Here is a 26,529-nt window from a genome sequence, read left to right as displayed (position 1 = left end):
TCGGGCGCCGGTTATGGATAACAATTGCCCTGCCGGAAGCGAGGTTCAAGTCGCCTTTTCCCGCGATCCCTCGCGGCGAACCGGGGACAAACGGGCCGCGGCGTTTGGAAACAAGGCGCGATTGTGCCTATCTCTTACCAGAAGGTCCTGCGAAGGGCCGGTGACGAGCGGAAGGCACCGGGCGGATGGCACGCAACAACGAAACGACGATCATCAAGAAATACGCCAACCGCCGGCTCTACAACACCGGCACCTCGATGTACGTGACGCTCGAAAACCTCGCCGCCATGGTCAAGGGCAACGAGGACTTCGTGGTGCAGGACGCCAAGACCGGCGAGGACATCACCCACTCGGTGCTGACGCAGATCATCTTCGAGCAGGAGAACAAGGGCGGGCAGAACCTGATGCCCATCACCTTCCTGCGCCAGCTGATCCGCTTCTACGGCGACCAGATGCAGATGGTGATCCCGGCCTACCTGGAACACTCCATGGCCGCCTTCTCGCGCGAGCAGGAGACCTTTCGCGGCGCGAACGGGGGCGCGCAGTCGCCCATGGCGCTGATGGAGGCGCAGGTGCGGCGCAACACCGAGATGTTCCGCGAGGCGATGGCGGTCTTCAACCCCTTCATGGCAGGCGCGCTCGGCGGGGCCGACGCGAAGAAGCCGGCCGCCCCGCCGCCGGCCGCCGCCCCCGCGCAGCCGGGCGCCGACGATCTGGCGGCCCTGCGCGACCAGCTCGCCGAGATGCAGCGGCGCCTCGAGGCGCTGGACCGCAAGAAGGACTGAGCCCCTCGGCACGGGGTTACGAAAAAAGGCCGGGCGCGAGCCCGGCCTTTTCGCATGTCTGGAGCCTGCCGGCCGCCCGCGGGCGGCCTTCGGGTCAGGCGCCTTCCTTGACCTTCAGGATCTGGCGGCCGCGATACATGCCGCTCTTGAGGTCGATGTGGTGCGGACGGCGCAGCTCGCCCGAGTTCTTGTCCTCGATGTAGGTCGGCGCCGAAAGGGCGTCGGCCGAGCGGCGCATGCCGCGCTTGGAGGGGGAGGTCTTTCGCTTGGGAACGGCCATCGGTTTTCTTTCGTTCGCGCCGGCGGCGCCAGGTGTCCTCGAAGACCGAGGGCCGGCGGGACCGCAACTGACATTCGGGTTCGACCGGACCGCGCCACCCGAAGGAAGCCCGATCCGCTCCCCGCACCGGCAACGCTGCGCCGCGCCCTGTCTTAGAGGCCGCGCGTCGTTTCGCGATCCGAGGAAATCAGGCGAGCCCATAGCAAAGGCGGGCCCGGAAGGGAAGAGGGCGCAAGGGGTGCCCCGCCTCACACTCCGCTGACACAGCCGATATAGCCGCCGCTCGCCCGGGCGCGCGCGGCCACGGTGCCCGCAAGGCGCTTCAGCCCGGCGCTGGGGTTGGCCGGGTCGCGCGTCAGCGGCGAGGGCAGCGCCACCGCCAGAAGCGCCGCCTGGTTCGCCGTCAGCTGGCTGGCGGGGCGGTTGAAGTAGTAGCGGCTCGCCGCGCCGATCCCGTAGATGCCGTTCCCCCATTCGGCGACGTTGAGATAGATCTCCATCGTGCGCGTCTTCGACCAGACGAGGTCGGCATAGGTCGCGAGCGGCAGCTCCAGCGCCTTGCGCAGGAAGGAGCGCCCGTTCCAGAGGAAGAGGTTCTTGACCGTCTGCATGGGGATGGTCGAGGCGCCCCGCCCCGCCTCGCCCTCGTTCACCGCCTGGTCCACCACATCTCCGAGCGCGTCCCAGTCCACGCCCCCGTGGAAGCAGTACTGCCCGTCCTCCGACATCATCACCGAGCGCACCAGGACCGGCGCGATGGCCTCGATCGGCGTCCATTCGCGCTCGAAGGGCTGGAAGGTGAAATGCTCCGCCAGCATCAGCGTCGAGATCGGCCGAATTCCCGGAATGGCGTAGACCGGCACCAGCACCAGCGGGATCGCGGCCAGCACCGCCACGACCAGAAGGGCGGCGGAGACGAGACGTCGGACCATGGGCGAGGCGTCTTCCGGGGTTGAGGGAGAATCGGGCGGGTTCGAAGCGTCCGATGGAAAGCGAGACGCATCGCGGTCTTAGCGCCTCCCCCGAAGCCGGGGCAACCGCCCGCGCCGGTCTTGCGCCCGCCCGCGCGCTTGCGCCAAGAGGAGGCCAGAGCCTTTTCCCGATCCGGACCCGAAGCCCCCGCCATGTCCAGCCAGACCGACACGTCCGTCGCAGACGCGCTTTCCCGTACGGCCGAGCGCGTCGAGCGCGCGCTGGAGACGGCGCTCGGGAGCGCGAGCCCGCTCTTGCGCGAGGCGCCCGAGCGGCTTCTCGAGGCCATGCGACACGGCGCGCTCGGCGGCGGCAAGCGGCTGCGGCCCTTTCTCGTGGTCGAGAGCGCCGCGCTCTTCGGCGCCCCGGCGGACCAGGCCATGCCCGTCGCGCTCGCGCTGGAATGCGTCCACTGCTACTCGCTGGTCCACGACGACCTGCCGGCCATGGACGACGACGACCTGCGGCGCGGCCGGCCGACGGTTCACCGCGCCTTCGACGAGGCGACGGCGATCCTGGCGGGCGATGCGCTGCTGACGCTCGCCTTCGGGCTCGTGGCGGAGGCGCAGGCCATCGCCCCCGAGCGCCGGATCGAACTCGTGCGCCTCCTGTCGCGCGAGGCGGGCGCCGCCGGCATGGTGGGCGGACAGGCGCTGGACCTGGCGGCCGAGCGCCGCCCGACGCTGCACGAGGCCGAGATCCGGCAGCTCCAGGCGATGAAGACCGGCGCCCTGATCGCCTTCGGCTGCGAGGCGGGCGCGGTTCTGGCGGGCGCCTCGGGCTCCGATCAGGCGGTGCTGCGCCGCTTCGGCGAGGCGCTGGGCCTCGCCTTCCAGCTCGCCGACGACCTTCTCGACGAGACGGCGGATACGGCCACGCTCGGCAAGGCCGCCGGCAAGGACGCCGCGCGCGGCAAGAAGACCCTGCCGGCGCTCCATGGCCAGAGCTGGACGCGGCAGGAACTCAGCCGGCTCGTCCGCGACGCCGAGGCGATGCTGGAGCCCTTCGGCATGCGTGCCCAAACGCTGCGCTGGGCCGCCCGCTTCGTGGCCGGGCGCGATCGCTGACGGCATCGCGAATCGCGCGGAGTTGACCCGCTATGGGACAACACGTCGGGAGAGGTCGCCTATTCGTCGCGCGAGCCCTATCCTGCCCCGTCCGGGGAAGACGCATGATCGCTGATCCTCACGCGCAAGAGCAACGACGTTCTGCGGTCCTCGATCATCCACTGCATCCAAACGATGAGGCCCTCTGATTCCTCTCGACCGCCACGGATCGGAGCACAGCTGCTTGGGCTCAGGATTTTTAGCATCAGGGCCGAGCGCACGGTCCGCTTCAGTCGTGTTGGTGACCTTAAGACGTTCGTACTCGTTCAGGAGGCGAACTTCGTCTACGGGCATTTTGCGGCAGTGTGCGAAGAGCTAGGAGGTGAATTCGGAGCACTTCCGACGTAATGCCGTCAGCGAAGGTGGGCGACGACGATGCTACAACCGGTGCGTCCGGAAAAGCAGCATTGCCCGAACTGTTCGAGTTCAGCATGTGTAAAGGGTCGTGCATGGTCGATCCGAAGTATCCGTTCACTTCGTGGGCGCTCGCCAATATTTTCATGTCTACGCCATGGCCGACGGTTGATCAGGAGATCGTGCAGGGCGGACATCGGTTTTACGTGGTCCCACAGCGCGGTGACTCGTTCCCGGCTGTCGCCCTGGAGAGAACCGACTTGGTGGCCATCGAGGAAGATTATTCCTTGATCGCCCGTTTCCTCAGTTCGATAGCGTGGCTCTCTGAGGGGCGGATCGCGGTCTTCTCGTTTGGAGGCTGTAGTAGACGGCCAACCCCCTTGGTCGGCTTCTCGCGCCATAGCCAGAACTTCATGCCCTACTTCAAAGGTCGGTTCGCGGTGAGCGAGCTTCCCTCACTGAGCGAGGACCAGCATCTTGCTTTGGCCTTCTGGCGCGAGGGCTGCAATCTTGAGTTTGCCAGCCCTCACTACGCCGTCCTCTCGTTCTTCAAGATACTCGAGAGGGCATTTCCAGAGGGGAAGGAGCGAGGATTATTCGTGAGCCGAGGGCTAACAACGATCCCCTCTGCAGCCCCATATTACAAAGCCGGTGCCATGCAGGAAATTGCAGCCATCCAAGCGGAGGGATGCGAGATAGGAGAATATCTTCGTTCAAGCTGTCGATGCGCTGTTGCACATGGAGGCAACAGACATCCTGCGTCCAACCCGGACAATGCTAACGAAGAAGGCCGACTACGGCGGGCATTGCCGATCCTTAAGATGTTGGCCTACATCTGCATGACGGACGAAATGGCCATACCAGAACCCAGGAAGTTCAGGTTGGCATGACAAAATCGCGCCCTCAGTTCCTCACCACCACGCAGCTTCCGCCCGCCGAGCGGTAGCGCGTGCAGAAGGCGTCGGCCTCGCGGCGCGAGTCGGCGCCGATGCGCACGGCCGTGATGCGGCGCGGGCCGGAGATGGGGCGAGAGCGCAGGAGGATCGGCGTGATGCCGCCCAGCACCTTCGGATACTGGTCCTGGAGGCGGTGGTATATGCGCACCGCGATCGCCTCGTTGGGATGGCCCGCGACCTGCGCGCCCCAGGGCCGCAGCGGCGCGCTTTCGGCCAGCGCGAAGACGGCGCGCGTCGGCAGGATCGGCAGGCGGCGGCAGGCGCTCGCGAAGTCGAGATCCTTGACGAGCGGCGTCACCTCGGCCTCGCGCCCCGCCTCCTCGCGGAACCAGGAGGCGGGCTGCGCTGTGATCGACAGGACGTAGTCCTCGGTCTCGAAGGGAAGGCGCCCGCCGCCGCCCATCCAGCGCTTCACGCGGTTGATGCCGCCGTTATAGGCCGCCGCCGCCAGCCCCCAGGAGCCGAGCTCGGCGCGTAGGTCCTTGAGGTATCCGGCCGAGTGGCGCAGCGCCTCGCGCTTGTCGAGCGGGTTGCCGAGGCCCCGCTCCCTGGCGGTGTAGGGCATGAACTGGGCGATGCCGAGCGCGCCCACTGGCGAGCGCGCGCCCTCGTCGAAGCGCGACTCCTTCCAGATGAGGCGCGCGAAGAAGGCCGGCTCCATGCCCACCAGCTTCGCGTTCGCCTCGATCAGGTCGCAGATCTCGGCGACGCGCGGATCGTCCGCGCGCTCGGGCTGCGCGGCCCGCGCGGGCGAGGCGGCCAGAAGCGCGGCGAGAAGGAGCGCGGCGGCGCGTCTCACTCCGCGGCGGCGGTGGCGGGCCGCCCGTAGCGGCGCTCGATGTACTGCAGCACCATCTGGTGGAAGTCTTGGGCGATCGTTGCGCCGCGCAGCGTCGCGACCTTCACGCCGTCCATGTAGACCGGCGCCGAGGGCACCTCGGCGGTGCCCGGCAGCGAGATGCCGATATCGGCGTGCTTGCTCTCGCCAGGCCCGTTGACGATGCAGCCCATGACGGCGACCGACAGGGCCTCGACGCCGGGATAGCGCTCGCGCCAGACCGGCATGTTCTCCCGGATGTCGCTCTGGATCGTCTCGGCCAGTTCCTGGAACAGCGTCGAGGTCGTGCGTCCGCAGCCCGGGCACGCCGCGACGATGGGCAGGAACTGCCGGAAGCCCATGGTCTGCAGGAGCTCCTGCGCGACCTGCACCTCGCGCGTGCGGTCGCCGCCGGGCTCGGGCGTCAACGACACGCGGATCGTGTCGCCGATGCCTTCCTGGAGGAGGATGCCCATCGAGGCGGCCGACGCCACGATGCCCTTCGTGCCCATGCCCGCTTCCGTCAGGCCGAGATGGAGCGCGTGGTCGGTCCGGCGCGACAGGTCGCGGTAGACGCCGATGAGGTCCTGGACGTTGGAAACCTTGGCCGACAGGAGGATGCGGTCGCGCCCGAGCCCCGTCTCCTCGGCGAGCTGGGCCGAGAGCAGCGCCGACTGGATGATCGCCTCGCGCATCACGGCTCGGGCGGGCGCGGGCGTCGCCAGCGCGGCGTTGGCGTCCATCAGGCGCGTCAGCAGCTCCTGATCGAGCGAGCCCCAGTTGACGCCGATGCGCACGGGCTTGTTCCAGCGGATCGCCTGTTCCACGATCTCGACGAACTGCCGGTCCTTCTTGTCCTTGAAGCCGACATTGCCGGGATTGATGCGATACTTGGCGAGCGCCTCGGCGCAGGCCGGATGGTCGGCCAGAAGCTTGTGGCCGATATAGTGGAAGTCGCCCACGAGCGGCACGGAAAGCCCCAGCCGGTCGAGCCGCTCGCGGATGCGGGGGACGGCGGCGGCCGACTCGTCACGGTCCACCGTGATGCGCACGATCTCGGAGCCCGCGCGGCTGAGCTGGGCGACCTGCCGCACCGTCGCGTCGATGTCGGCCGTGTCGGTGTTGGTCATGGACTGCACCACGACCGGGGCGCCGCCGCCGACCTTCACGCCGCCGACATCGACGCCGACCGTCATGCGACGCGGCAGCGGATCGACCAGGACGGGCTCCAGGGGAACTTGGACGGGGGCGTTGAGCATGGTGCTCCGGACTTTTCGCTCGGGAGGCGGAGGGCTTCGATCTACAGGGGGCGCGGGCCGTCCGCAATCAAGGCGCTTCATCATGTCGCGAGCGTGACGGCGCCGGGCTTGATCGCGGCAGCTCCCGCCCCTACCCCGGCAAAGCCCATTTGCCGGAGACTTCCCGCCCCATGCCGCTCGGCGCCATCCTCTCGCTCTTCTCGCTTCTGGTCTTCGTGGCCTACCTGCCGGTCTGGCCCTGGTCGCGCCGCTTCAGCGCGAGGCCCGCGATCGCATGGGGCGTGATCTTCCTCGTCTGCGTGCTCCTGTGGGTGACGGTTCTGATCTGACCGCTCTCACGCGCGGTCGGCGCCGCGCATCAGACCGGCCAGCGGAAAGACGAGGGCGAGAAGCACGGCGAGCGCCAGGAACACCGGCGGAAAGCCGAAATGCTCGGCGAACCAGCCGATCGCGGACGGCGCGATCAGGATGCCCGAATAGCCGATCGTGGTGGCGATCGAGATGCCGACGCCGGGCTTGAGGCCGGGAATGTTGCCGGCCGCCGAGAAGGCCACCGGCACGATGTTGGACAGGCCGACGCCGAGCACCGCGAAGCCCACGAGGATCACGGGCAGCACGGGGCCGAGCGCGACCAGAAGAAGCCCGACGATGCCGAGGCCGACCGAAAGGCGCACCGTGCGCACAGCGCCCAGCCGGTCGCGGATCGGGTCGCCCAGGAAGCGGAAGAGCGCCATCGAGCCCGACAGGGCCGCGAAGGCGAGGCCCGACAGGGCGACCTCGGTGCCGTGGTCCTGGCGCAGGTAGATCGCGCTCCAGTCGATCGCCGCGCCTTCCGGCACCATGGCGAACAGCGCGCAGACGCCGATCGCGACCGCCCCCCAGCTGAGGATTCCGCCCCGACCGCCGCTCGTCGCGGCATCCGGCGCCGCCTCGTGCGGCGCGTCGCGGTCCTCCAGCATGGCGCGCCCGACCGGCAGCGCGGCCAGAAGCGTCACGAGCCCGATCAGCATCATGTGGCCCGTGCCGCCGAGCGCCGCGATCAGGGGGCCGCCGACGGCGGCGCCCGTGAAGCCGCCGATCGACCAGAAGCCGTGGCAGGACGACATCATGGCGCGCGGCAGCCGCCGCTCGACCGCCACCGCGTTGGCGTTCATGGCGACGTCCATGCCGCCCATCGACATGCCGAAGAAGAGGATCGCGAGCGCGGCGAGCACCGGCGTCGGCGCCAGCGCGAGCAGCGGAAAGGCGATCGCGAGAAGCACCTGTCCGACGAGAACCGGACGGCGCGTGCCGAACCGCGCCGTCGCGGCCCCCACCAGCGGCATGGCGAGCACCGCGCCGACGCCGAAGGCGAGGATCAGAAGGCCGAGGCGCGATTCCGACAGCCCCAGGCGTTCGGCGAAGATCGGCACCTGCGGCGCCCAGTTGCCGAGCACGAAGCCGTTGGCGAGAAAGGCGCCTGAGACGGCCAGGCGCTCGCGCGGCCAGAGCGAGGCGCGCGGCGGCCGCACGGAAGGAGCAAGCGTGGTCATCGGCGGTCTTTCGTCGAGGTCGGTCGTTCAGGCGGCGTGGCGCGCCGCGCGGCGAAGGCGCGGGCCTTCCATGGCGTCCGGCGCTTCGGCTCGCTCGCAGGCGACGCCGAGCGCGGCGAAGGGCGAAACGAGCGGCTCGGGGCAGTCGTACTCCACGACGAGGCGCGCGAGGCGGCGGGCGGGGGCGACCGTGAACGAGGCGGCGGTCGCGAGCTTGTCGGTGGTGGCCGCCACCCAGACTTCGCCCGCGCGCTCCATCAGGCTGCCCTTGAGCTCGGCCTCCTCCAGGTGATGGGCGGTGATGCCGGCCCCGGCATCCAGGCCGCAGGCGCCCAGGATCAGGACGGTCGGGCGCAGGCGCTCGGCCTCGCGCAGCGTCTGCGAGCCGAGGCAGGCGCCGCTTTCGCCGTGGAGCCGTCCACCGAGAAGTACGGTCGCAATGCCCTGCTTGTCCTGCAGGGCGCAGGCGATGGCCGGCGCGTTGGTGGCGACCGTCAGGCCGCTGCCCGGAGCAAGGCGCTCGGCGACAAGCAGATTGGTGGAGCCCGCGTCAATGAACAGGGTCGAGCCCGGCATGATTCCGGCGGCGACGCGCTCGGCGAGCCGCAGCTTGCGGGCGACCGCCTGGTCGCGCCGCTGGCTCAGGGTCCCGGCCCGGGGCGCGAAGGGCAAGGCGCCGCCATAGACGCGAAGGCATTCGCCGCGCGCGGCCAGCTCGCGCAGGTCGCGCCGGATCGTGTCCTCGGAGACCGCGAAGGTTTCGGCGAGGTCGGCCGCCAGCACGCGGCCCTCGCGGGCGAGGCGCTCGCGGATCATCGTCTGTCTTTGACCGGTGAGGAGGTGAGCGTCCATAGCGGCATTCCAAACGTGCATGATCGTGCATCACATGGCATGACCATGCAGAAGTGGTCAACCGGGTGTCGGCTGCGATCCGCTCCGGGCAGGCGAACCGGTCGCCGGCGCCAACCGTGTTGCCGCTCGCGACGCGGACGAGATCGTGAAGGAGCGTCGGGCCGGAAAGGTCCCTCGCCGCCCGCGCTCGCCACGGGGCGGAGGATCGGGCCAGAGCCCGCGAGATCTCCGACGTCGCCCTCTTGCGTAACCGCAAAAGATCGCCGAGCGCACGGCGTCAGGCGGACTGGCGGCGACGACGACCGGGTCCCCCGATGGGCATGGGTCTGCTTTCGGCCACGGGCGGCGGAGCAGCCGCCCTCCCCCGCCGCCGGATGGGCGGAAGGGGGAGAGCCGGAAAGGCACCGATCCTCAGCCCGCCGTGAACACCACCAGCAGGTCCTTGGCGTCGATCGGATCGCCGGCGCGCACGTGGACGGCCTCGACCGTGCCGTCGCGCTCGGCGTGCAGCGCGGTCTCCATCTTCATCGCCTCGATGGAGAGGAGGACGTCGCCGGCCCGCACGCTCGCGCCCGGCTGGACGAGGAGCGAGGAGACGACGCCGGGCATCGGGGCCGCGAGATGGGCGGGGTTGCCGGGTTCGGCCTTCGGCCGCGCCTTGGCCGCCGCGCCGTTCGAGCGGTCGGGCACCTTGATGCGGCGCGGCTGGCCGTTGAGCTCGAAGAACACGGTCCGCTTGCCCTTCTCGTCCGTGTCGGCCGTGCCGAGGCAGCGCACCACGAGCGTCTTGCCGGGCTCGAGATCGACCAGGATCTCCTCCTCGGTCTCGACGCCGTAGAAGTAGTTCGGCGTCGGCAGGGTGGAGACGGGCCCGTAGGTCTCCGCGGCCTGGGCGTAGTCGGCGAAGACCTTCGGATACATGAGGTAGGAGGCGAACTCGGTGTCCGAGACGCCGCGGCCGAGCTTGTCCTCGATGGTCTTGCGCTCGGCGGAAAGATCGGCCGGCGGGATCAGGGATCCGGGGCGCACCGTGATCGGCGCCTCGCCCTTGAGAGCCTTCCGCTGCAGCGCCTCCGGCCAGCCGCCCGGCGGCTGGCCGAGGTCGCCGCGCAGCATGGAGACGACGGAGTCGGGAAAGGCGATGTCGCGGCCCGGGCTTTCGACGTCGGCCACCGACAGGTCCTGCGCCACCATCATCAGCGCCATGTCGCCCACCACCTTGGAGGAGGGCGTGACCTTCACGATGTCGCCGAACATGCGGTTGGCCTCGGCATAGGTGCGGGCCACCTCGTGCCAGCGCGTGTCGAGGCCGAGGCTTCTCGCCTGTTCCTTCAGGTTGGTGAACTGGCCGCCCGGCATCTCGTGGAGATAGACCTCCGAGGCCGGTCCCTTGAGGTCGCTTTCGAAGGCGGCGTACCGGGTGCGCACCGCCTCCCAGTAGAAGGAGATGCGGCGGATCGCGTCGGCCGAGAGGCCGGGATCGCGCTCCGTGCCGCGCAGCGCCTCGACCACCGAGCCGAGGCACGCCTGCGAGGTGTTGCCCGACAGGGCGTCCATCGCCGCGTCCACCGCGTCGACGCCCGCCTCGACGGCGGCCAGGATCGTGGCCCCCGCGATGCCCGACGTGTCGTGCGTGTGGAAGTGGACGGGCAGCCCCACCTCCTCGCGCAGCGCCTTGACGAGGACGCGCGCGGCGTTCGGCTTCAGGAGGCCCGCCATGTCCTTGAGCCCGAGGATGTGGACGCCCGCGCGCTCCATCTCCCTGGCGAGGCCGACATAGTACTTCAGGTCGTATTTCGAGCGCTCCGGGTCGAACAGGTCGCCCGTGTAGCAGATCGCCCCCTCGCACAGCTTGCCGGAGTCCAGCACCGCGTCGATCGAGACGCGCATGTTCTCGACCCAGTTCAGGCAGTCGAAGACGCGGAAGAGATCGACGCCGCCCTGGGCCGCCTGGCGCACGAAGAGCTGGACGACGTTATCAGGATAGTTGGTGTAGCCGACGCCGTTGGAGCCGCGCAGCAGCATCTGGAGGAGGATGTTGGGCGCCCGGTCGCGGACGAGCGCCAGACGCTCCCACGGGTCCTCGGTCAGGAAGCGCATCGCGACGTCGAAGGTCGCGCCGCCCCAGCACTCGAGCGAGAGAAGCTCCGGCAGGCCGCGCGCGTAGGACTCGGCGATGCCCGCGATGTCGTGGGTGCGCATGCGGGTGGCGAGCAGCGACTGGTGCCCGTCGCGCATGGTCGTGTCGGTGACGAGAACTTGGCTCTGTTCCCGCATCCAGCGCGCGAAGCCTTCCGCGCCCAGCTCTTCCAGCCGCTGGCGCGAGCCCGGACGGATCTCGTTCGGGAAGACGGGCGCGACCGGCGCCCGGGCGTCGGCCGGGGGCTTGGGACGCCCGCGCGTCTCGGGATGGCCGTTGACGGTGACGTCGGCGAGATAGGTCAGGAGCTTGGTCGCGCGGTCGCGCCGCTTCACCTGCGCGAAGAGTTCCGGCGTCGTGTCGATGAAGCGCGTCGTGTAGCTGTTGGCCGCAAAGGCCGGATGCGTGATGATGGCTTCCAGGAAGGTGAGGTTGGTGGCGACGCCCCGGATGCGGAACTCGCGCAGCGCCCGGTGCATGCGCGCGATCGCCTCCTCGGGGCTCGGCGCCCAGGCGGTGATCTTCTCGAGAAGCGGGTCGTAGAAGCGCGTGATGATCGCGCCCGAATAGGCCGTGCCGCCGTCGAGGCGGATGCCGAAGCCGGTCGCGCCGCGATAGGCGGTGATGCGGCCGTAGTCGGGAATGAAGTTGTGCTCGGGGTCCTCGGTCGTGATGCGGCACTGGAGGGCATGGCCGTTGAGACGGATGTCCTCCTGGCGCGGCACGCCCGATTGCGGCGTGCCGATCGCGTGCCCGTCGAGGATGTGGATCTGCGCCTTCACGATGTCGATGCCGGTGACGACCTCGGTGACCGTGTGCTCGACCTGGATGCGCGGGTTGACCTCGATGAAGTAGAAGGCGCCCGTGTCGGCATCCATCAGGAACTCGACGGTTCCCGCGCCCACGTAGTTCGTCGCCGCGCAGATGGTGCGCGCATAGGCAGCGAGTTCCCGGCGCTTCGTGTCGTCGAGGTAGGGCGCGGGCGCGCGCTCCACGACCTTCTGGTTGCGACGCTGGATCGAGCAGTCGCGCTCGAAGAGGTCCACGACGTTTCCGTGCCGGTCGCCGAGGATCTGGACCTCGACGTGGCGAGCGCGCTCGACGAGCTTCTCCAGATACACCTCGTCCTTGCCGAAGGCGGCCATGGCCTCGCGCTTGGCCTCGGTCACCTCGCGCGCGAGGTCCTCCGCCCTGCGGATCGCGCGCATGCCGCGCCCGCCTCCGCCCCACGAGGCCTTCAGCATCAGGGGATAGCCGATCGTCTCGGCGAGGCGCTTCACCTCCTCCATGTCGTCGGGCAGCGGGTCGGTCGCCGGGACCACCGGCACGCCCACCTCGACGGCCAGGTTGCGCGCGGCGACCTTGTTGCCGAGGCGGCGCATCGTGTCGGCCGTCGGGCCGATGAAGGTGATGCCGGCTTCCGCACAGGCCTCGGCGAACTCGGGGCTTTCCGACAGGAGGCCGTAGCCCGGATGGATCGCATCCGCGCCCGAGAGCTTCGCCACGCGGATGACCTCGTCGATCGAGAGGTAACTCTCGATGGGCCCAAGGTCGCGGGCGAGATGCGCGCCGCGGCCGATCGGGTAGCTCTCGTCGGCCTTGAAGCGATGCAGGGCGTACTTGTCCTCCTCGGCCCAGATCGCGACGGTCTTCAGCCCCAGCTCGTTGGCGGCGCGAAAGACGCGGATCGCAATCTCGGAACGGTTGGCGACGAGGATCTTCGAGATCGGCACGAGTGTCTCCCTTCGCGGCCGGCGGGGCCGCACGCGGGGCGGGAGCTAACTGCAACTTTGTCCGCGTTGCAATGCAGCAAGCGGCGATAAGCCTCGCCGCCTGTCACCGCGCGTCGCGAAAGCCCGGGAATCGGCATGTCGCGCGCGACCGATCCGCCGTTGCCGCCCGGCAGCAAAGGCGCTTAACTCAGCGATCAAGGGAGGAGACTGAAAGCCATGTGCCACGTGTTTTCGGGAATTCCGCAAGCCGAATACGAGGGCGAGACGCGATCGGTGCGGCTGGGCGGCCACGCGACCTCGATCCGCCTGGAGACCATGTACTGGAGCGTTCTGGAGGAGCTGGCCGCCTCGCAGCACATGACGCTGCCGCGCTTCCTGACGGTGCTCTACGACGAGGTGCTGGAGCTGCACGGCGAGGCGCGCAACTTCGCCTCGCTTCTGCGCTGCGCCTGTCTCAAGCACGCGCAGGCGAGCGGCAGGGCGCAGGCGGGCCGGGTGCTCGTCGCGGCGTGAACGCCGGGAACGGCCTCGGAAGTCAGGCCGCTGCCGGACCCGCCGGCTTCTAGGAGCCGGACGCGGCTTCGGCCAGGAGCTGCTGGAAGACCTGGCCCGCGCGGCCGGGATGCTTCACGGCCTTGGCGGCCTCGAGGTTGACCGGCTCGCCCACCGCGACAAGGGCCACCATGCCCATGCCGTAGTGGGGCGTGCACTTGATGCCGTAGACGCCCGGCTTCTCGACGGTCAGCCGGTACTCCTTGTTGAAGCCGCTCTTGAACGGCGGGACGCCCTCGGGAAGCATGCCGGGCACGGACTCGGCGTTGTGCCCCGCGTCGGTCGGCACGAAGACCACCGTGTCGCCGGGCGCGGCGCGCACGAAGTCCGGCTCGAAGACCATGGGGCCCTTCGCCCCGAGGTTCAGCATCTTCACCTCGATCTCGGCCGCGTGGCCCGCGCCCGGCAGCGCGAGGAGACCGAGCACGAGCGCGAAGGCGGTTCTGGAAAGCGACATGGACAGGCCTTTGAACGTCGGGTGACGGGAAGGCGCGGGGCCTGTTGCGGCCCCCGCGCGGGCGCGGCGTTCAGATCTCGCCGCGCCCCATCTGAGCGGCGATGTGATCGGCCTGTCGCAGCGCCAGCGCCACGATCGTGAGCGTCGGGTTCTCGGCCGCGCCGGTCGTGAACTGCGAGCCGTCCGACACGAAGAGGTTGGGCACGTCGTGCGCGCGGCCGAAACGGTCCACCACGCCGTCGCGCGGGTTCTCGCTCATGCGGTTGGTGCCGAGGTTGTGGGTCGAGGGATAGGGCGGCGTGTGGATCGTGCGTCGCGCGCCCACCGCCTCGTAGATGGCCGAGCCTTGCTTATAGGCATGGGTGCGCATGGCCGTGTCGTTCTCGTGGTCGTCGAAGTTCACGGAGGCGACGGGCATGCCGAAGGCGTCCTTCTCCTCGGCCAGCGTGATGCGGTTGCCCTCGCGCGGCATGTCCTCGCCCACGATCCACATCCCCGCGAGGTTCTGGTAGTTGTCCATCGCGTCGGTGAAGTCGCGGCCCCACTTCTGCGGGTCGAGGAAGGCCGCCATGAAGGGCAGGCCGAGCGACAGCGTCTCGAACTCGTAGCCGCCGACGAAGCCGCGCGAGGGATCGTGCCGGGCCTCGTCGCGCACGATGCCCGCCATGGTGGTGCCGCGATACATGTGGACCGGCTTGTCGAACACGCCGTAGACCGAGCCGGTCGTGTGGCGCATGTAGTTGCGCCCGACCTGTCCGGACGAGTTGGCGAGCCCGTCCGGGAACATTGAGGAATGCGAGTTGAGGAGGAGGCGCGGGCTCTCGATTGAGTTGCCGGCCACCGCCACGGCCTTGGCCTTCTGGCGCTGCTCCACCCCTTGCGCGTCGGCGTAGACGACGCCCGTCACGCGGCCGCTCGCATCGTGCTCGATGCGCAGCACCTGGCATTCGGGGCGCACCTCGAGGCGGCCGGTCGCCTCGCCCTTCGGGATCTCGGCGACCAGCGTCGACCATTTCGCGCCGGACTTGCAGCCTTGGAAGCAGAAGCCGAGCTGCAGGCACGAGCCGCGGTCGTCGCGCGGCTGCGAGTTGATCGCCATGTTGCCGGTGTGGACTTCCTTGTAGCCGATCTTCTTGGCGCCGGCCTCGAGCACCTTGAAGTTGTTGTTGCCGGGAAGTCCGGGAATGCCGTTGGTGCGCGTGACGCCCATGCGCTCCTCGGCCTGGGCGTACCAGGGCTCCATCTCCTTGAGGTCGACCGGCCAGTCGAGGAGGTTGGCGCCCTTCACCTCGCCGTAGTGGGTGCGCGTCTTGAACTCGTGCTCCTGGAAGCGCAGCGAGGCGCCGGCCCAGTGCACCGTCGAGCCGCCGACCGACTTCACGATCCAGGCCGGCAGGTTCGGGAAGGTGCGCGCGATGTCCCACGATCCGGACGTCATGCGCTTGTCGCCCCAGGCGAGCTGGGCGAAGGAATCCCACTCGTCGTTGACGAAGTCCCAGGTCTCGTGCCGCTTTCCGGCCTCCAGGATCACGGTGTCGATGCCCTTCAGGGCGAGCTGGGTGCCGAGCGTTCCGCCGCCCGCGCCCGAGCCGACGATCACGAACACGGTGTCGTCGTTGAGGTCGTAGGGTGCACTCATCTTGCATCTCCTCCTGGCCATGCGGGGGCGATCCCCCGTCTGGCGCGGAGGTTGCCGGCCCCTTCGGCCGCTGAAACGATAGGCGTGCCTGCGCTGCTGCCGACCCGGCTCAGCCGAGCCAGCTGATGTCGTCGAAGCCGCGGTTGAGATAGCCGCCCTTGTCGAAGGACGAGCCCTCGTAGCCGAAGAGCGGCCAGAGATCCTTCTGGTTGTAGAGCCCGACCACGAGGTTGCCGCGCACCTTCTGGAAGAAGGGCGTCTGCTCGATCTCCCGCAGGAGCGCCACCCGGTCCGCCTCGGCGGGGATCTTGGCGTAGGGCATGCCGTGGCGCTCGGTCGCCGACTTGTTGAGCGCGGCCATGCCCTTTTCCAGGAGGTCGCGGTCGGCGGGCGAGGCGCGGGCCGCCTCGTCGAGGATCTCGACGGCGGTGGCGTAGTGCTTGTCCTCGATCCGGTCGTGGGGATAGCAGTCGCGCGACATCTGGACGAGCGAGGCGAAGACCTCGGGCTCGGTGGCGCGGGGCATCTGCGCCCAGGCCACGCCCCGCACCAGGCCGCTCGGCAGGATGGTCATGGCCAGAAGCGTCGTGCCCGCCCCTTGCAGGAAGCGGCGGCGGGACGGTCCCGCCCGGTCGGGTTCTTTCATCATGGTCGCCAAGTCCTCCCAAACTTGGGCGAGGGGCCGGCAGCGGGGCGCCGGCCGCCGCGCGTGCCTACTGGAAGCGCCAGCCCCTCTCCAGGACCTCGATCTTGTAGCCGTCGGGGTCTTCGATGAAGAAGAAGCGGGCGTGGTTGCCGCTGGAATGATCGAGTTGCTTGATGTCCTTCGGTCCGAGGCCCGCCTCCGCCATGCGGCGGTGCTCGGCTTCGAGATCGGCGACGGACACGGCCAGGTGCCCGTAGCCGTCGCCGAGGTCGTAGGGGCGCTCGCGCCCCTTGTTGACGGTCAGCTCCAGCTCGAAGCCGCTCTCGCCGTTGCTCATGTAGATCAGGGTGAAGCTCTCGAAGTCGAGCCGGTCGGCGATCTCCAGCCCGAAGGCGGTCCGGTAGAACGCGACCGAGCGCGCCTCCTCGCGCACGCGGATCATGGAATGGATGAGTTTGGCCACGTCGCGGTCCTGCCCTGCCCTGCCTGCGGGACCGCCGCCTGGAGGCTCCGGCCCTTGGATGGAACGAGTCTAGGGGGCGGGGCGCGGGGCAGGTAGTAGGATGCTACGACACGCCCCTCTCCAACGCGAAAGGCCCGCCTTGCGGGCGGGCCTTTCGGGGTATGCGGCGGCAGGTCGCGGCGCGGTCAGGCCTTGGCGCCCCGGAAGGCCGAGGTCCAGTGGCGCCGGGCGGGCGCGGAGCCCGGCACGGCGGCGGGCGCGGGCGTGCCGCCGGTCAGGGTCGCCATGCCGCAGAAGCCCACCAGCGCCATGCCGGCGACCGCGAGCGGATCGGGAAACTCGCCGAAGAGAACGGCGCCGAGCACGGCTGCCCAGACGATCTGGCTGTACTGGGCGGGCGCGATGCGGCTGGCGGGCGCAAGGCGGGCGGCCACCACCATGGCGATGTTGCCGATGCCCGCGCACAACCCGCCGAAAAGGAGGATCGGCCAGTCGGCGAGCGAGGGCATGACGAAGTTCGGCACCATCAGAAGGCCGTTGACGACCACGGCGCCCGTCAACACCGCGCCGACCAGCGTCAGGCGCCGCTCGGTCGGGCCGAGCTGGCGCAGGAGGATCGCGCTGGACGCCCCGCAGAAGGCGCAGACCAGCGCCGACAGGTGGCCGAGCGTCAGGGCGTTGAAGCCGGGGCGCACGACGAGGAGCACGCCGGCCAGCCCGCCGAGCAGCGCCAGCCAGCGCGAGGCCGTCACCACCTCGCGCAGCACCGTGGCGGAGAGAACCGCGACGAAGACCGGCAGGAGGAAGATCAGCGCGTAGGCCTCGGCCATCGGCAGGTGCGTGAAGGCGTAGACGGCGGTGATGCCGCCGCTCGTGCCGGTCATGACGCGCAGCGCGACGAGGCCGGGGCGGCGGGGCCGCGCGATCTGCCTCCAGGTCTCGTCGCCCCGCTTGGAGAGGACGGCGGGTATGAGCGCGATCAGCGACACGAAGAAGCCGATCTCGAAGACCGACATATGGCTCCCCAGCAGCTTGCCGGCGGCGTCGGAGCAGGAATAGGCGAGGTAGGCCAGGAAGGCGAGCAGGATTCCGGTCTGCATGGAATGCGGGCTTTTCGAACGATCAGGACAAAGCCGGCATCGCGATCGGACGATCGTTTGCCAGGTGGACCCTTCCAAGAGGGCCCGCCGGGCGCGTATTCGCTTAAGGGGTGTCGGCGCTGCGCACACTCGCGCAAGACGGTTGATAAGCGCTTAAAACCGTGCCGCACAATCGGCTTAACGGCTTGAATCGGATGATATTCTCTTACCGTTCGACATGCCGGCGTGATCGCTACGGCTCGCTGACGAATTGCGGCGAATTCGCGGAAAACGGAAGGGCGGAAATAAGAAATCCGGGGCGCTGCGGGGGAGCATCAGGGAGCCCGACCCCGCCCGTTCCGCCCGGCCCGCCGCGGGCGAGATCGGCCCCTGTGGCGGCGTCCCAATGCTGCGTGCCCATGCCGGTCCGAGACGCATGACGGGCGGTTGGTCGACCAACCGCCCGTCATATTGAACTCTCGCAAGAATGCAGGCTCACTCCACGTTGAGCATCCGGCCCTCGCGGTCGGAGACGAAGCAGAGATCTAGGAGCTTCTGGATCTCCGCCGCGCGGCGGAAGCTCGGCTGGCCGTTCTCGCCGCTCATCAGCGCCATGGCGAAGCGATGCTCGTTGCGCGGCGTCACCGGGCACTCGACCGGCTTCCAGGTCGCGGTCTCGATGTCGGCGCCGAGACAGACGTGGAGCGTCGAGTCCAGCTGGTTGGCCCAGATGCGCAGGGCCCCCTTCTCGCCGTAGAGCGTGAGGTGGAGGTCGTTGAGGTTGCCGGTGGCGTAGCGGCTCATGTGGATGACGCCGAGCGCGCCGTTCTCCATCTCCACGGTCATGGCGACGCTGTCGTTGACGTCGAGAGCGTAGTCGCCGATCCGGTCGCCTTCCGCCTTGGAGAAGGTCTTCATGCGCGCCTGGAGCGCCGCGATGTCGAGCCCCGAGCCGAAGGTCGCGAAGTCGAGGATGTGGATACCGATGTCGCCAAGCACGCCCTTCGAGCCGTGGGCGGCGGACAGGCGCCAGAGCCAGCGCTCCTCGGTGCGCCAGTCGCCCCAGTGCTTTCCGGTGAGCCAGCTCTGCAGGTAGTTCGCGTCGACATGGCGGATCGTGCCGATGCGCCCCTCGTCCACCATGCGGCGCGCCATCTGGATGGCGTGGGCGTTGCGGTAGGTGAGGTTCACCATGTTGACGAGGCCCGCCTCCTCGGCGGCCTGGGTCATCACCATCGCGTCGGGATGGTCGACCGCGAGCGGCTTCTCGCAGAAGACCGGCTTGCCGGCCTCGATGAGCTGCAGCGTGGTCGCCTTGTGAACGCCGTCGGGCGTGGAGTTCACGGCGGCGTCGAACTCTCCCCAAGCGATCGCCTCGGCCAGGCTCCCGAAGGCGTTCGCGATCGCGTGCTCGGTGGCGAACTGCTGCGCGCGCTGGCGGTTCGTGTCGACGGCGGCCACCAGGCGGCAGCCGGGAATGGCGCCGAAATGCTCGGCATGGCGATGGGCGATGCCGCCCGTGCCCAGGATCAGGATGCGCTTCTCGCTCATCAGCGGTAGCCCGCCTCGCCGGCCTTGTGCAGCGAACGGCCCTTCTTCTCGATCTTTTCCCGCGCCTGATCGATCGGCACGTTGGGCGCCTCGGCGACGCCCTTCCAGGGCCGGGCCGGGTTGTAGGCCCAGCGCACCGCGTTGCGCAGCACGCGCTGGATGTTGGCGTCATGGTAGATCGGGTAGGTCTCGTGGCCGGGCTCGAAGTAGAAGATGCGCCCCGCCCCGCGCTGGTAGGTCAGCCCCGAGCGGAACACCTCGCCGCCCTCGAACCAGGACACGAAGACCGTCTCCAGCGGCTCGGGAACCAGGAAGGGCTCGCCGTACATCTCGGAGTTCGGCAGCTCGATGAAGCGGTCGATGCCTTGCGTGATCGGGTGGCTCGGGTTGATCACCCAGAGGCGCTCGCGCTCGCCCGCCTCGCGCCAGCGCAAGGAGCAGGGCGTGCCCATCAGGCGCTTGAAGATCTTCGAGAAGTGGCCGGAATGGAGGACGAGGAGCCCCATGCCCTCGTGGACGCGCTGCGCCACGCGCTCCACGATCTCGTCGGCCACCTGCCCGTGGGCCTTGTGGCCCCACCACAGGAGGACGTCGGTCTCCTCGAGGCGCTCGGCCGTCAGGCCGTGCTCGGGCTCGGGCAGCGTCGCGGTCGCGACCTGGAGCTCGCCGTCCTCCCGCAGGCTCCGGGCGATGGTCTCGTGGATGCCGTCGGGATAGACCTCCTTGACCACGGCGTTTTCGCTCTCGTGCAGGAACTCGTTCCAGACGGTGACGCGGATCGGCATGGCGTGTCCTTTCAGTCGGCGAGAAGAAGGGCGACGGGCAGATCGGCGAGAAGGTCGCGCAAGGGAAGCGCCGGCGCCCCGCGCACCTCCCGGAGCGTGAGCACGTTCTCGAAGCGCGCACCGGCCAGGTGCGAGGGCAGGCGAACCGCCGTGTCGGCCCAGCGGTCGGGATCGGGCATCGGCCGCTCGGCCTTGTGCCCGAGGAGCTTGTAGGCGAGGCGCGGGGCCACCGCGACCGCCACGCGCCCCTCGTCGTCGGTGCGCGCGAAGGCCACCACATGGTCGGCCATCGGCCCGGTGACCTCGAGCGGCAGGTACTTGCCCGACGTGAAGAGGTTCGGCGCTTGTCTGCGCGCCTTGAGGGCGGCGGCGGTGAGCTTGGCCTTGACCTCGCCGTCGCGCCAGTGCGCCAGCGCCTCCGGCACCCCCTCGCCGTTCGCCATGGCGCGGGCGCGGGCCTCGAAGTCGATCTTGCGCCGATTGTCGGGGTCGACAAGGGAAAGGTCGTAGAACTCCGTGCCCTGGTAGATGTCGGGGACGCCCGGAGCGGCAAGGCGGATCAGGGTCTGCGACAGCGAGTTCAGCGCGCCCGCCACCACGAAGGGCTGCACCTCGCGCCAGAAGGCGGCGAGGAACGGGCCGGACTTCGAGGGCGAGAGCGCGGCCTCGACGAAGCTTTTCAGCGCCGCCTCGTAGTCCTCGGCGGGCGCGGTCCAGGAGGTGAAGCGCTTGGCCTCGCGCACGGCCTTCTCGGCGAAGGCCTGCAGGCGCTGGGCGATCGCGGCGGCGGCCGCCTCGTCGGCGGGGTCGAAGTCCGCCGGCAGGACGCCGAGCAGCGACTGGTAGAAGCCCCATTCGGTGGCGGGGTCGGGCGAAAGGCGGCCGTGGCCGAGATCGGCGCGGAAGGCCTTCAGGGCTTCCGCCGCGCGCTCGACGATCTCGCTCCAGGCTTCGGGCGCCTCGGACAGGGCGTAGATGCGGGCGCGGGCGTCCTCGCCGCGCTTGGTGTCGTGGGTGGAGAGCGCCATCAGCCCGTCGGGCTGGTCCTTCAGCCGGATCTGCATCTGATCGTGGAAGGCGTTCGTGTCGGCGCCGTAGTGGTCGGGCTCGCCGCCGACCTCGTTCAAGGCGATCAGGCGGTTGTAGCGGTAGAAGACCGTGTCCTCGACGGCTTTCGCCATGACCGCGCCGGTGGTCTGCTGGAAGCGGCGCGTGAACTTCAGCGCGCCGGTCACGTCGCGCCCGTCCTCGAAGGCGAGCTTCAGGAGGCGGCCGACGAAGGCGACGGGCTCCTGCGCCTCGACCTCGCGGCCGGCCTGGGCCCGCGCCACCGCCTGGTCGATCACCTCGACGTCCTTTTCCGGTACGCCGTCGACGCCGACATAGGTGCGGTAGACCGGCAGCTCGGTCGCGACCTCGACGATCGAGCGGGACAGGTCGTCACGCCCGAAGTCGCGGGTCGAGAGGCCGCGTTCGGCGACGTTGATCGCCTCGCTCGTCAGGACCGAGAGCTCGCCGGCGAGGTTGTGGGTGAAGATCGCGCGCTTCTGGTCGGCGATCATGGCGCGCAGGTCCTCGGTCTCGCCGACGAAGTCTTGGTAGGCGCGCGTCATCGCCTCCTCCTGCGCGCCGTACACGAAGAGGTTGGCCACAGCCTGGATGAACTCGTAGCCCGTGGTGCCCGCGATGCGCCAGGATTTGCGCAGCCGCTCGGGGCCGGTCAGGATCTTCTCGACATGGATGAACACGTCGCGGCGCAGCGACTGGAAGTTCTGGTCCAACTCGTGCAGGTAGCCCTTGGGGTCGGCGACGCCGTCCACGTGGTCGATGCGGATGCCGTCGAGCCGCCGCTCACGGGCCAGGCGCATGATGGTCTGGTGCGACTCGCGGAAGACGCGCCGCATCTCCTGGCGCACGCCGATGAGGTCGGCGATCTCGAAGAAGCGGCGGTAGGACAGCTTCTCGCGCGCCAGGCGCCACCAGGCGAGGCGCCAGGTCTGCGCCTCGTGGAAGGCGTGCAGCGCCGCCTTGTCGGCGTTGATCGCCCCGATGCCCCGCTTGAGGGCCTCGAGGAAGGCGGGGTCGGCGACATGCTCGGCGAAGCGCTCGCCCAGTTCCTCCCCGTCGGCCGGCACGGCCGAGGAGAAGCGGCGCACGAGCCGGTCGCGCTCCTCGTGCTCCACGAAGGCGAAGACGTGGCTGAGCGTGCGCGGGTCGACCGGCAGCGTGTAGCCCGACGCCGAGAAGCGGATCTCGCGCCGCTCCTCGTCGTAGACGATCTGGAGGTCGCCGCTCTCCAGCGCCTCGCCATAGGGCTTGCCGAGCGTGGGGATGAGGATCTTCTCGGCGTCCCAGGAGATGTCGAACGTCTCGGCGTGCCAGCTCTCGCGGCCCCAGCGCAGGACGTCCTCCCACCAGCGGTTGCGCGGCGAGACGCCCATGTGGTTGGGCACGAAGTCGAGGACAAGGCCGAGGTCGGCACGGATCAGCGCGTCGCTCATGGCGTTGAAGCCCGCGTCGCCGCCCAGGTCCGGCTCGAAGCGGTTGTAGTCGACGACGTCGTAGCCGTGGGTGGAACCCTTCGAGGCGGCGAAGATCGGCGAGGCGTAGAGGTGGCTGGCTCCCAGCTGCCCGAGATAGGGCACGAGGCCTTCTGCTTGCGCGAAGCCCGTCCCCTCGCGGAACTGGAGGCGGTAGGTCGCGACGAGGGGACGGCTCATGGAAACTCCGGGAAAGCGGAAGAAGGGAAGGTCAGGCGCGTTGCGGGCGCTCGTCGCGCAGCGCCCGAGCCATGGCCTGGAAGCGCTCGTCCGCGCTCAGGTCCTCGAGGAGGACCTCGGAGCGGATGCGCCAGTTGGGATACTCGTCGGTCGTGCCGGGCAGGTTCGGCTGGCGCTCCGACAGGATCATGTCCTCGACCTGGACGGCAAACAGCATGGAGCGCGTTCGCGCGGCGAAGCGATGGATCGCGATGGCAAGCTCGGCGTCGAGGCGCTCGGGCAGCGGATCGCCGCTGTCGAGCAGCCCCGCCAGATGGGGCGACAGAAGGTTCTCGTGGCGCAGCGCGCCGAGCAGCGCCTTGCGGTCGCGGTCGCGCGAGGCAAGGTCGCGCGCGGTGTGCGCCTCGCTCTGCCGCCCGGTCTCGGAGCGCAGGCGGATGTCGGAGCCGTGCCACCAGCCGGCGAGCGCGGCGAGGTCGTGGGTCGAGATGCAGGCGAGCGACAGCTCCGGGTATTCCGTCGTCGCCTTGAAGAGTCCGTCCTCCCAGCGCTCGAAGTAGAGCACCTTGTAGGACAGGATCGCGGCCTCCTCCGCCGTCTCGCGGAAGCCCTCCGGCACGGTGCCGAGATCCTCGCCGATCACGAGGCAGTCGCGCCGCTCCGACACCTCCGCGAGCGCGTCGATCATGTCGCCGAGCGGATAGCGCACGTAGCCGCCGCCCGCGGAGCGCGAGGTCTCGGGGATCCACCAGAGGCGGGCGAGGCCCATCGCGTGGTCGATGCGGATCGCGCCCGCATGGTCCATCAGGCTCTCGTAGGCGCCGACCAGCGGGGCGTAGTTCCGCTCGGCCAGCGCGTCCGGCGAGAGCGGGGCGAGGCCCCAGTCCTGGCCGTCGGAGTTGAACATGTCGGGCGGCGAGCCGACGCGCGCGGCGCGTACCGTCACCTGCGGGTCCGCCCAGGTCTCGGCCCCGTCCGGCGAGACGCCCACCGCGAAGTCGAGATAAAGGCCCACCGCCATGCCGGCGCGGAGCGCGCGCTCCTGCGCCTGCGACAGCTGCCGGTCGGCAAGGAACTGGAGCCACTGGTGGAAGAGCACGGCGTCGGCGTTTTCCCGCTCGAAGCGGCGCACCGCCTCGCCTGAGCGCTCGTGCAGTTCCGTCGGCCAGTTGTGCCAGCCCGCGCCCTCGCCAGCCGCCACGCGGGATTCGGACAGGGCCTCGAACAGGGCGAAGTCCTGAAGCGCCCGGCCGCCCTTGTCGCGGAACGCACGCAGCGTCGCGTCGTCGCGCAAGGTGTCCTTCTGAGCCTCGAAGAGCTCGTGGAGAAGCCGGCGCTTCAGCATGCCGGCCGCGCCGTAATCGACGAGCTCGCCGTCCAGCCCCTCGAACAAGGCGGGCTCGGCCACGCGCAGGCGCTCGGTCGCATCAAGGCCCCCTTCCACCGCGTCCACCGCGACGTAGAACGGGTTGATGAAGCGGCGCGTCGAGGGCGAATAGGGGCTGTAGCGGCCGGGATCGGCCAGAAACAGCGCGTGCATCGGGTTGACGCCCACGAAGTCGGCGCCGACCGCCGCCGCGATCTCGGCGAGCTGGCCGAGATCGGCGAAGTCGCCGAGCCCCAGCGAGCGGCGCGAGCGCAGGGCGTAGAGCTGGCACGTCACGCCCCAGCGGCGCTGGCCGCGCACGCGCTCGGGCAGCGCGCAGCGCCGGCGCGGCGCATGCTGGAGTTCCGCGAAGCGTCCCCGCTCGCCGGTCTCGGGATCGACCCTCAGCGCCTGCAGGAGGGCGGCCTGCGCCTCGGCGTCGATCGCCATGGGTTCGCCCATCTCGGAGCGGTAGCGGATCTGGATGCCGTGGCTTTCGGCCAGATCTTCCAGACGCTCACTCATCGCCGAGGCCTTCCACGAGAACGCGGTCCGACAGGAGGGCGAGCACCGTCCAGGACGGCATGGCGCCGTTGCCGACATGCTCCACCACGTCCTTGTGGTTGGCGTAGACGGCCTGGGCCGAGCCGACCGCCGGGTTGAGCAGGCCGTCCTCGATCTCCCATGGGTCGTCCGAGAGGTTGGCGAAGAGGTGGTAGAAGCGGCCCGGCTGCAGTTCCCAGACCACGCAGAAGGCGCGCTCCTCGACCAGCGCCATGCCGCAGTCACCCTTCACGCCGTCGAGCAGCGGGAAGAGCACCTCCTGGCGGATGTGGAGGAGCTTGGTGGTGACCTGGAGCCGGCGCTTGTGGATCGGCTGGAGGAGCTGCGACCAGTCAAGGCGCGAAATCTCGAAGGTCATGTCGTCGTTGGGATCGGGGAAGATCTTCTGCGCCTCCTCGTCCTCGAAGGCGGCGAAGCTCTTGAACTCCCGCCGCCGGCCCTTCGACACCGCGTTGGCGAGCTCGCCGTCGAAGTCGGTGAAGAAGCAGAAGGAGTTGCAGTCGCCGAACTCGTCACCCTGGAACATGAGCGGGATCTGGGGCGACAGGAGAAGAATGGCCTGGAGGCAGTCGTAGGACCGCGCCGAGGCCAGCGAGCGCAGGCGGTCGCCGAAGGCGCGGTTGCCGATCTGGTCGTGGTTCTGGATGAAGTTCACGAAGGCGGTGGGCGGCAGGCTCGCCGAGGCCGTGCCGACGTCGCGCTCGCGGTGGTCGGAATACTGGCCCTGGAACACGAAGCCGGTGGCGAGCGCCGTCGCCATCTGCTCGGTCGAGTGCGGGTCGTAGTCGCGGTAGTAGCTCTCGCGGTCGTTGGTGCCGATCACGTGGGCGCAATGGTGGAAGTCGTCGTTCCACTCGCCCGACACGAGCGGGATCGAGCCGTCCTCGTTGCGGTCGATGTGCCAGACGATGTTGCGGTCGTCCTCGGTGGTGATGTGGACGTGGCGGTCCGTGATCACCTCCCGCACGCGGGCGGCCAGCTCCTTCACGAGCGGCGTGTCGGTCGTGTCCTTGATGGAGTCGATCGCGTCGAGCCGCAGCCCGTCGATCCGGTATTCCTGCATCCAGTAGAGCGCGTTCTGGATCATGAACTCGCGCACCGGCGTCTCGTCATAGGCGATCGCCGCGCCCCAGGGCGTGCTGATCTCCTGATGAAAGAACTCCGGCACGTAGGCCGGGAGGTAGTTCCCGTCCGGCCCGAAGTGGTTGTAGACGACGTCGAGGAAGACCATGAGGCCGCGCTCGTGCGCGGCGTCGACGAGCTTCTTCAGCCCCTCAGGGCCGCCATAGGCCTGATGCGGCGCATAAAGCAGCACGCCGTCGTAGCCCCAGCCGCGCTGGCCGCCGAACTGGGCGACCGGCATGAGCTCGATCGCCGTGATGCCGCTGTCGCGCAGGTGGTCGAGCTTCCCGATCGCCGCCTCGAACGTGCCCTCCGGCGTGAACGTGCCGACATGCAGCTCGTAGAAGACGCATTCGTGCCAGGGCCGGCCCTTCCAGGCCGCCGAGCGCCAGCGATGGCTGGCGGGATCGACGAGCCGCGAGAGCCAGTGGACGTCGCCCCCTTGCGCCCGGGCGGCGGGGTCGGGATAGGTCTTGTCACCCTCGAAGCGGAAGCCGTAGAACTGGTCGGGCTCGGCCTTGGTCACGACCTCCCACCAGCCGTCCTCGCTCTTCGTCATGGGATGGAAGCTGTCGGGCTTGGCGGCCTCGTCGCTCGCCAGCGCCAGTTCGATACCGTTCGCGCTCGGCGCCCAGATGCGGAAGCGCGTTCCGTCCGGCCGGTAGGTCGCGCCCCAGTGGGTCTCGAAGCCGAACGTGTTCTGGGCCGGCGCCTGCGCGGCGGCCGTTTCTCCGTAAGCGGTGTCCATAGGTCGTCGCCCCTTCCGTCCGATACTCAGATATTCAAAGCGGGAGACCTC

General features: G+C 69.3%; 22 protein-coding genes. 5 read left to right on the top strand and 17 right to left on the bottom strand.

Features of this window, described 5'->3' with window-relative positions; genetic code table 11:
• Window positions 1–185 precede the first annotated feature (185 nt).
• A complete protein-coding gene (gene phaR / locus AUL35_RS13560) occupies window positions 186–785 on the top strand; it encodes a polyhydroxyalkanoate synthesis repressor PhaR (protein ID WP_062015635.1) in 600 nt (199 codons plus the stop codon).
• Between the two features lie 94 nt (window positions 786–879).
• Here phaR and rpmF read toward each other — a convergent pair whose 3' ends face one another.
• Together rpmF and mtgA are read right to left on the bottom strand one after the other, a co-directional pair.
• Window positions 880–1,065, bottom strand: a complete 186-nt coding sequence (gene rpmF, locus AUL35_RS13555; RefSeq protein WP_062015633.1) for a 50S ribosomal protein L32 — start codon at window positions 1,063–1,065, stop codon at window positions 880–882.
• Between the two features lie 248 nt (window positions 1,066–1,313).
• Window positions 1,314–1,997 carry a monofunctional biosynthetic peptidoglycan transglycosylase gene (gene mtgA, locus AUL35_RS13550; RefSeq protein ID WP_062015631.1) on the bottom strand — a complete coding sequence of 228 codons (684 nt, stop codon included), beginning with the start codon at window positions 1,995–1,997 and terminating at the stop codon, window positions 1,314–1,316.
• A 192-nt stretch (window positions 1,998–2,189) separates the two neighbouring features.
• Between mtgA and AUL35_RS13545 the strand changes: the two genes are divergently transcribed.
• On the top strand, window positions 2,190–3,104 hold the full coding sequence (locus tag AUL35_RS13545) for a polyprenyl synthetase family protein (RefSeq protein WP_062015629.1): 915 nt from the start codon (window positions 2,190–2,192) through the stop codon (window positions 3,102–3,104).
• A gap of 401 nt (window positions 3,105–3,505) precedes the next feature.
• Entirely contained in the window at window positions 3,506–4,387 is an 882-nt protein-coding gene (gene mauJ, locus AUL35_RS22185) for a methylamine utilization protein MauJ (protein WP_156417988.1), read from the top strand.
• A gap of 13 nt (window positions 4,388–4,400) precedes the next feature.
• Here the strand turns inward: mauJ and AUL35_RS13540 are convergent, their stop codons facing one another.
• Both AUL35_RS13540 and ispG read right to left on the bottom strand, forming a co-directional pair.
• On the bottom strand, window positions 4,401–5,252 hold the full coding sequence (locus tag AUL35_RS13540; protein ID WP_062015627.1) for a transglycosylase SLT domain-containing protein: 852 nt from the start codon (window positions 5,250–5,252) through the stop codon (window positions 4,401–4,403).
• Window positions 5,249–6,529, bottom strand: a complete 1,281-nt coding sequence (ispG, locus tag AUL35_RS13535) for a flavodoxin-dependent (E)-4-hydroxy-3-methylbut-2-enyl-diphosphate synthase (RefSeq protein WP_062015626.1) — start codon at window positions 6,527–6,529, stop codon at window positions 5,249–5,251. Before ispG ends, AUL35_RS13540 begins: the two co-directional genes overlap by 4 nt.
• Window positions 6,530–6,699: 170 nt before the next feature.
• On the opposite strand from ispG, the gene AUL35_RS22180 reads away from it, so the two are divergent.
• On the top strand, window positions 6,700–6,858 hold the full coding sequence (locus AUL35_RS22180; RefSeq protein WP_156417987.1) for a DUF3309 domain-containing protein: 159 nt from the start codon (window positions 6,700–6,702) through the stop codon (window positions 6,856–6,858).
• A gap of 6 nt (window positions 6,859–6,864) precedes the next feature.
• Here AUL35_RS22180 and AUL35_RS13530 read toward each other — a convergent pair whose 3' ends face one another.
• The 3 genes from AUL35_RS13530 to pyc form a co-directional block, all read right to left on the bottom strand.
• A complete protein-coding gene (locus tag AUL35_RS13530; protein ID WP_062015624.1) occupies window positions 6,865–8,061 on the bottom strand; it encodes an MFS transporter in 1,197 nt (398 codons plus the stop codon).
• Window positions 8,062–8,088: 27 nt separating this feature from the next.
• On the bottom strand, window positions 8,089–8,877 hold the full coding sequence (locus AUL35_RS13525) for a DeoR/GlpR family DNA-binding transcription regulator (protein WP_244493773.1): 789 nt from the start codon (window positions 8,875–8,877) through the stop codon (window positions 8,089–8,091).
• 447 nt (window positions 8,878–9,324) lie between these two features.
• Window positions 9,325–12,786: a pyruvate carboxylase gene (pyc, locus tag AUL35_RS13520; protein ID WP_062015620.1), complete on the bottom strand. Its 3,462-nt coding sequence runs from the start codon at window positions 12,784–12,786 to the stop codon at window positions 9,325–9,327.
• Between the two features lie 216 nt (window positions 12,787–13,002).
• Between pyc and AUL35_RS13515 the strand changes: the two genes are divergently transcribed.
• A complete protein-coding gene (locus AUL35_RS13515) occupies window positions 13,003–13,299 on the top strand; it encodes a ribbon-helix-helix domain-containing protein (RefSeq protein ID WP_062015619.1) in 297 nt (98 codons plus the stop codon).
• Between the two features lie 49 nt (window positions 13,300–13,348).
• Here the strand turns inward: AUL35_RS13515 and AUL35_RS13510 are convergent, their stop codons facing one another.
• From AUL35_RS13510 to treZ, 10 genes are all read right to left on the bottom strand, one after another.
• On the bottom strand, window positions 13,349–13,795 hold the full coding sequence (locus AUL35_RS13510; protein ID WP_062015617.1) for a pseudoazurin: 447 nt from the start codon (window positions 13,793–13,795) through the stop codon (window positions 13,349–13,351).
• Window positions 13,796–13,865: 70 nt separating this feature from the next.
• Window positions 13,866–15,434 carry a GMC family oxidoreductase gene (locus tag AUL35_RS13505; RefSeq protein ID WP_062015615.1) on the bottom strand — a complete coding sequence of 523 codons (1,569 nt, stop codon included), beginning with the start codon at window positions 15,432–15,434 and terminating at the stop codon, window positions 13,866–13,868.
• Between the two features lie 109 nt (window positions 15,435–15,543).
• A complete protein-coding gene (locus AUL35_RS13500) occupies window positions 15,544–16,083 on the bottom strand; it encodes a gluconate 2-dehydrogenase subunit 3 family protein (RefSeq protein WP_062015613.1) in 540 nt (179 codons plus the stop codon).
• A 64-nt stretch (window positions 16,084–16,147) separates the two neighbouring features.
• Window positions 16,148–16,543, bottom strand: coding sequence for a VOC family protein (locus tag AUL35_RS13495; RefSeq protein WP_062015611.1), 396 nt, complete (start codon window positions 16,541–16,543; stop codon window positions 16,148–16,150).
• Window positions 16,544–16,728: 185 nt separating this feature from the next.
• A complete protein-coding gene (locus AUL35_RS13490) occupies window positions 16,729–17,643 on the bottom strand; it encodes a DMT family transporter (RefSeq protein WP_062015609.1) in 915 nt (304 codons plus the stop codon).
• Window positions 17,644–18,117: 474 nt separating this feature from the next.
• Entirely contained in the window at window positions 18,118–19,173 is a 1,056-nt protein-coding gene (locus AUL35_RS13485; RefSeq protein ID WP_062015607.1) for a Gfo/Idh/MocA family protein, read from the bottom strand.
• Window positions 19,173–19,958, bottom strand: coding sequence for a ThuA domain-containing protein (locus tag AUL35_RS13480; RefSeq protein ID WP_062015606.1), 786 nt, complete (start codon window positions 19,956–19,958; stop codon window positions 19,173–19,175). Before AUL35_RS13480 ends, AUL35_RS13485 begins: the two co-directional genes overlap by 1 nt.
• Window positions 19,959–19,969: 11 nt before the next feature.
• Complete coding sequence (gene treY / locus AUL35_RS13475; protein WP_062015604.1) at window positions 19,970–22,678, bottom strand: malto-oligosyltrehalose synthase; 2,709 nt, start codon at window positions 22,676–22,678, stop codon at window positions 19,970–19,972.
• Window positions 22,679–22,709: 31 nt separating this feature from the next.
• Window positions 22,710–24,569: a 4-alpha-glucanotransferase gene (malQ, locus tag AUL35_RS13470; protein ID WP_062015602.1), complete on the bottom strand. Its 1,860-nt coding sequence runs from the start codon at window positions 24,567–24,569 to the stop codon at window positions 22,710–22,712.
• A complete protein-coding gene (treZ, locus tag AUL35_RS13465; protein WP_062015600.1) occupies window positions 24,562–26,478 on the bottom strand; it encodes a malto-oligosyltrehalose trehalohydrolase in 1,917 nt (638 codons plus the stop codon). The genes malQ and treZ overlap by 8 nt, the downstream gene beginning before the upstream one ends.
• Window positions 26,479–26,529: the final 51 nt, after the last annotated feature.

This window comes from Aureimonas sp. AU4, from assembly GCF_001463765.1.
In the GTDB taxonomy this organism is placed as follows: domain Bacteria; phylum Pseudomonadota; class Alphaproteobacteria; order Rhizobiales; family Rhizobiaceae; genus Aureimonas.
The sequence above is the reverse complement of the archived record's forward strand: the minus strand, read 5'-3'. Positions and strand labels throughout refer to the sequence as shown.

Excerpts from the sequence above, each read along its gene's own strand:
- AUL35_RS13505 (WP_062015615.1), bottom strand. The coding sequence starts at position 15,434 with ATGAGTGCACCCTACGACCTCAACGACGACACCGTGTTCGTGATCGTC.
- ispG (WP_062015626.1), bottom strand. The coding sequence starts at position 6,529 with ATGCTCAACGCCCCCGTCCAAGTTCCCCTGGAGCCCGTCCTGGTCGAT.
- treZ (WP_062015600.1), bottom strand. The coding sequence starts at position 26,478 with ATGGACACCGCTTACGGAGAAACGGCCGCCGCGCAGGCGCCGGCCCAG.
- AUL35_RS13480 (WP_062015606.1), bottom strand. The coding sequence starts at position 19,958 with ATGCCGATCCGCGTCACCGTCTGGAACGAGTTCCTGCACGAGAGCGAA.
- AUL35_RS13515 (WP_062015619.1), top strand. The coding sequence starts at position 13,003 with ATGTGCCACGTGTTTTCGGGAATTCCGCAAGCCGAATACGAGGGCGAG.
- phaR (WP_062015635.1), top strand. The coding sequence starts at position 186 with ATGGCACGCAACAACGAAACGACGATCATCAAGAAATACGCCAACCGC.
- AUL35_RS13490 (WP_062015609.1), bottom strand. The coding sequence starts at position 17,643 with ATGCAGACCGGAATCCTGCTCGCCTTCCTGGCCTACCTCGCCTATTCC.
- AUL35_RS13525 (WP_244493773.1), bottom strand. The coding sequence starts at position 8,877 with ATGATCCGCGAGCGCCTCGCCCGCGAGGGCCGCGTGCTGGCGGCCGAC.
- AUL35_RS22180 (WP_156417987.1), top strand. The coding sequence starts at position 6,700 with ATGCCGCTCGGCGCCATCCTCTCGCTCTTCTCGCTTCTGGTCTTCGTG.
- AUL35_RS13510 (WP_062015617.1), bottom strand. The coding sequence starts at position 13,795 with ATGTCGCTTTCCAGAACCGCCTTCGCGCTCGTGCTCGGTCTCCTCGCG.
- AUL35_RS13545 (WP_062015629.1), top strand. The coding sequence starts at position 2,190 with ATGTCCAGCCAGACCGACACGTCCGTCGCAGACGCGCTTTCCCGTACG.
- AUL35_RS13485 (WP_062015607.1), bottom strand. The coding sequence starts at position 19,173 with ATGAGCGAGAAGCGCATCCTGATCCTGGGCACGGGCGGCATCGCCCAT.
- AUL35_RS13500 (WP_062015613.1), bottom strand. The coding sequence starts at position 16,083 with ATGATGAAAGAACCCGACCGGGCGGGACCGTCCCGCCGCCGCTTCCTG.
- AUL35_RS13530 (WP_062015624.1), bottom strand. The coding sequence starts at position 8,061 with ATGACCACGCTTGCTCCTTCCGTGCGGCCGCCGCGCGCCTCGCTCTGG.
- malQ (WP_062015602.1), bottom strand. The coding sequence starts at position 24,569 with ATGAGTGAGCGTCTGGAAGATCTGGCCGAAAGCCACGGCATCCAGATC.
- treY (WP_062015604.1), bottom strand. The coding sequence starts at position 22,678 with ATGAGCCGTCCCCTCGTCGCGACCTACCGCCTCCAGTTCCGCGAGGGG.
- rpmF (WP_062015633.1), bottom strand. The coding sequence starts at position 1,065 with ATGGCCGTTCCCAAGCGAAAGACCTCCCCCTCCAAGCGCGGCATGCGC.
- mtgA (WP_062015631.1), bottom strand. The coding sequence starts at position 1,997 with ATGGTCCGACGTCTCGTCTCCGCCGCCCTTCTGGTCGTGGCGGTGCTG.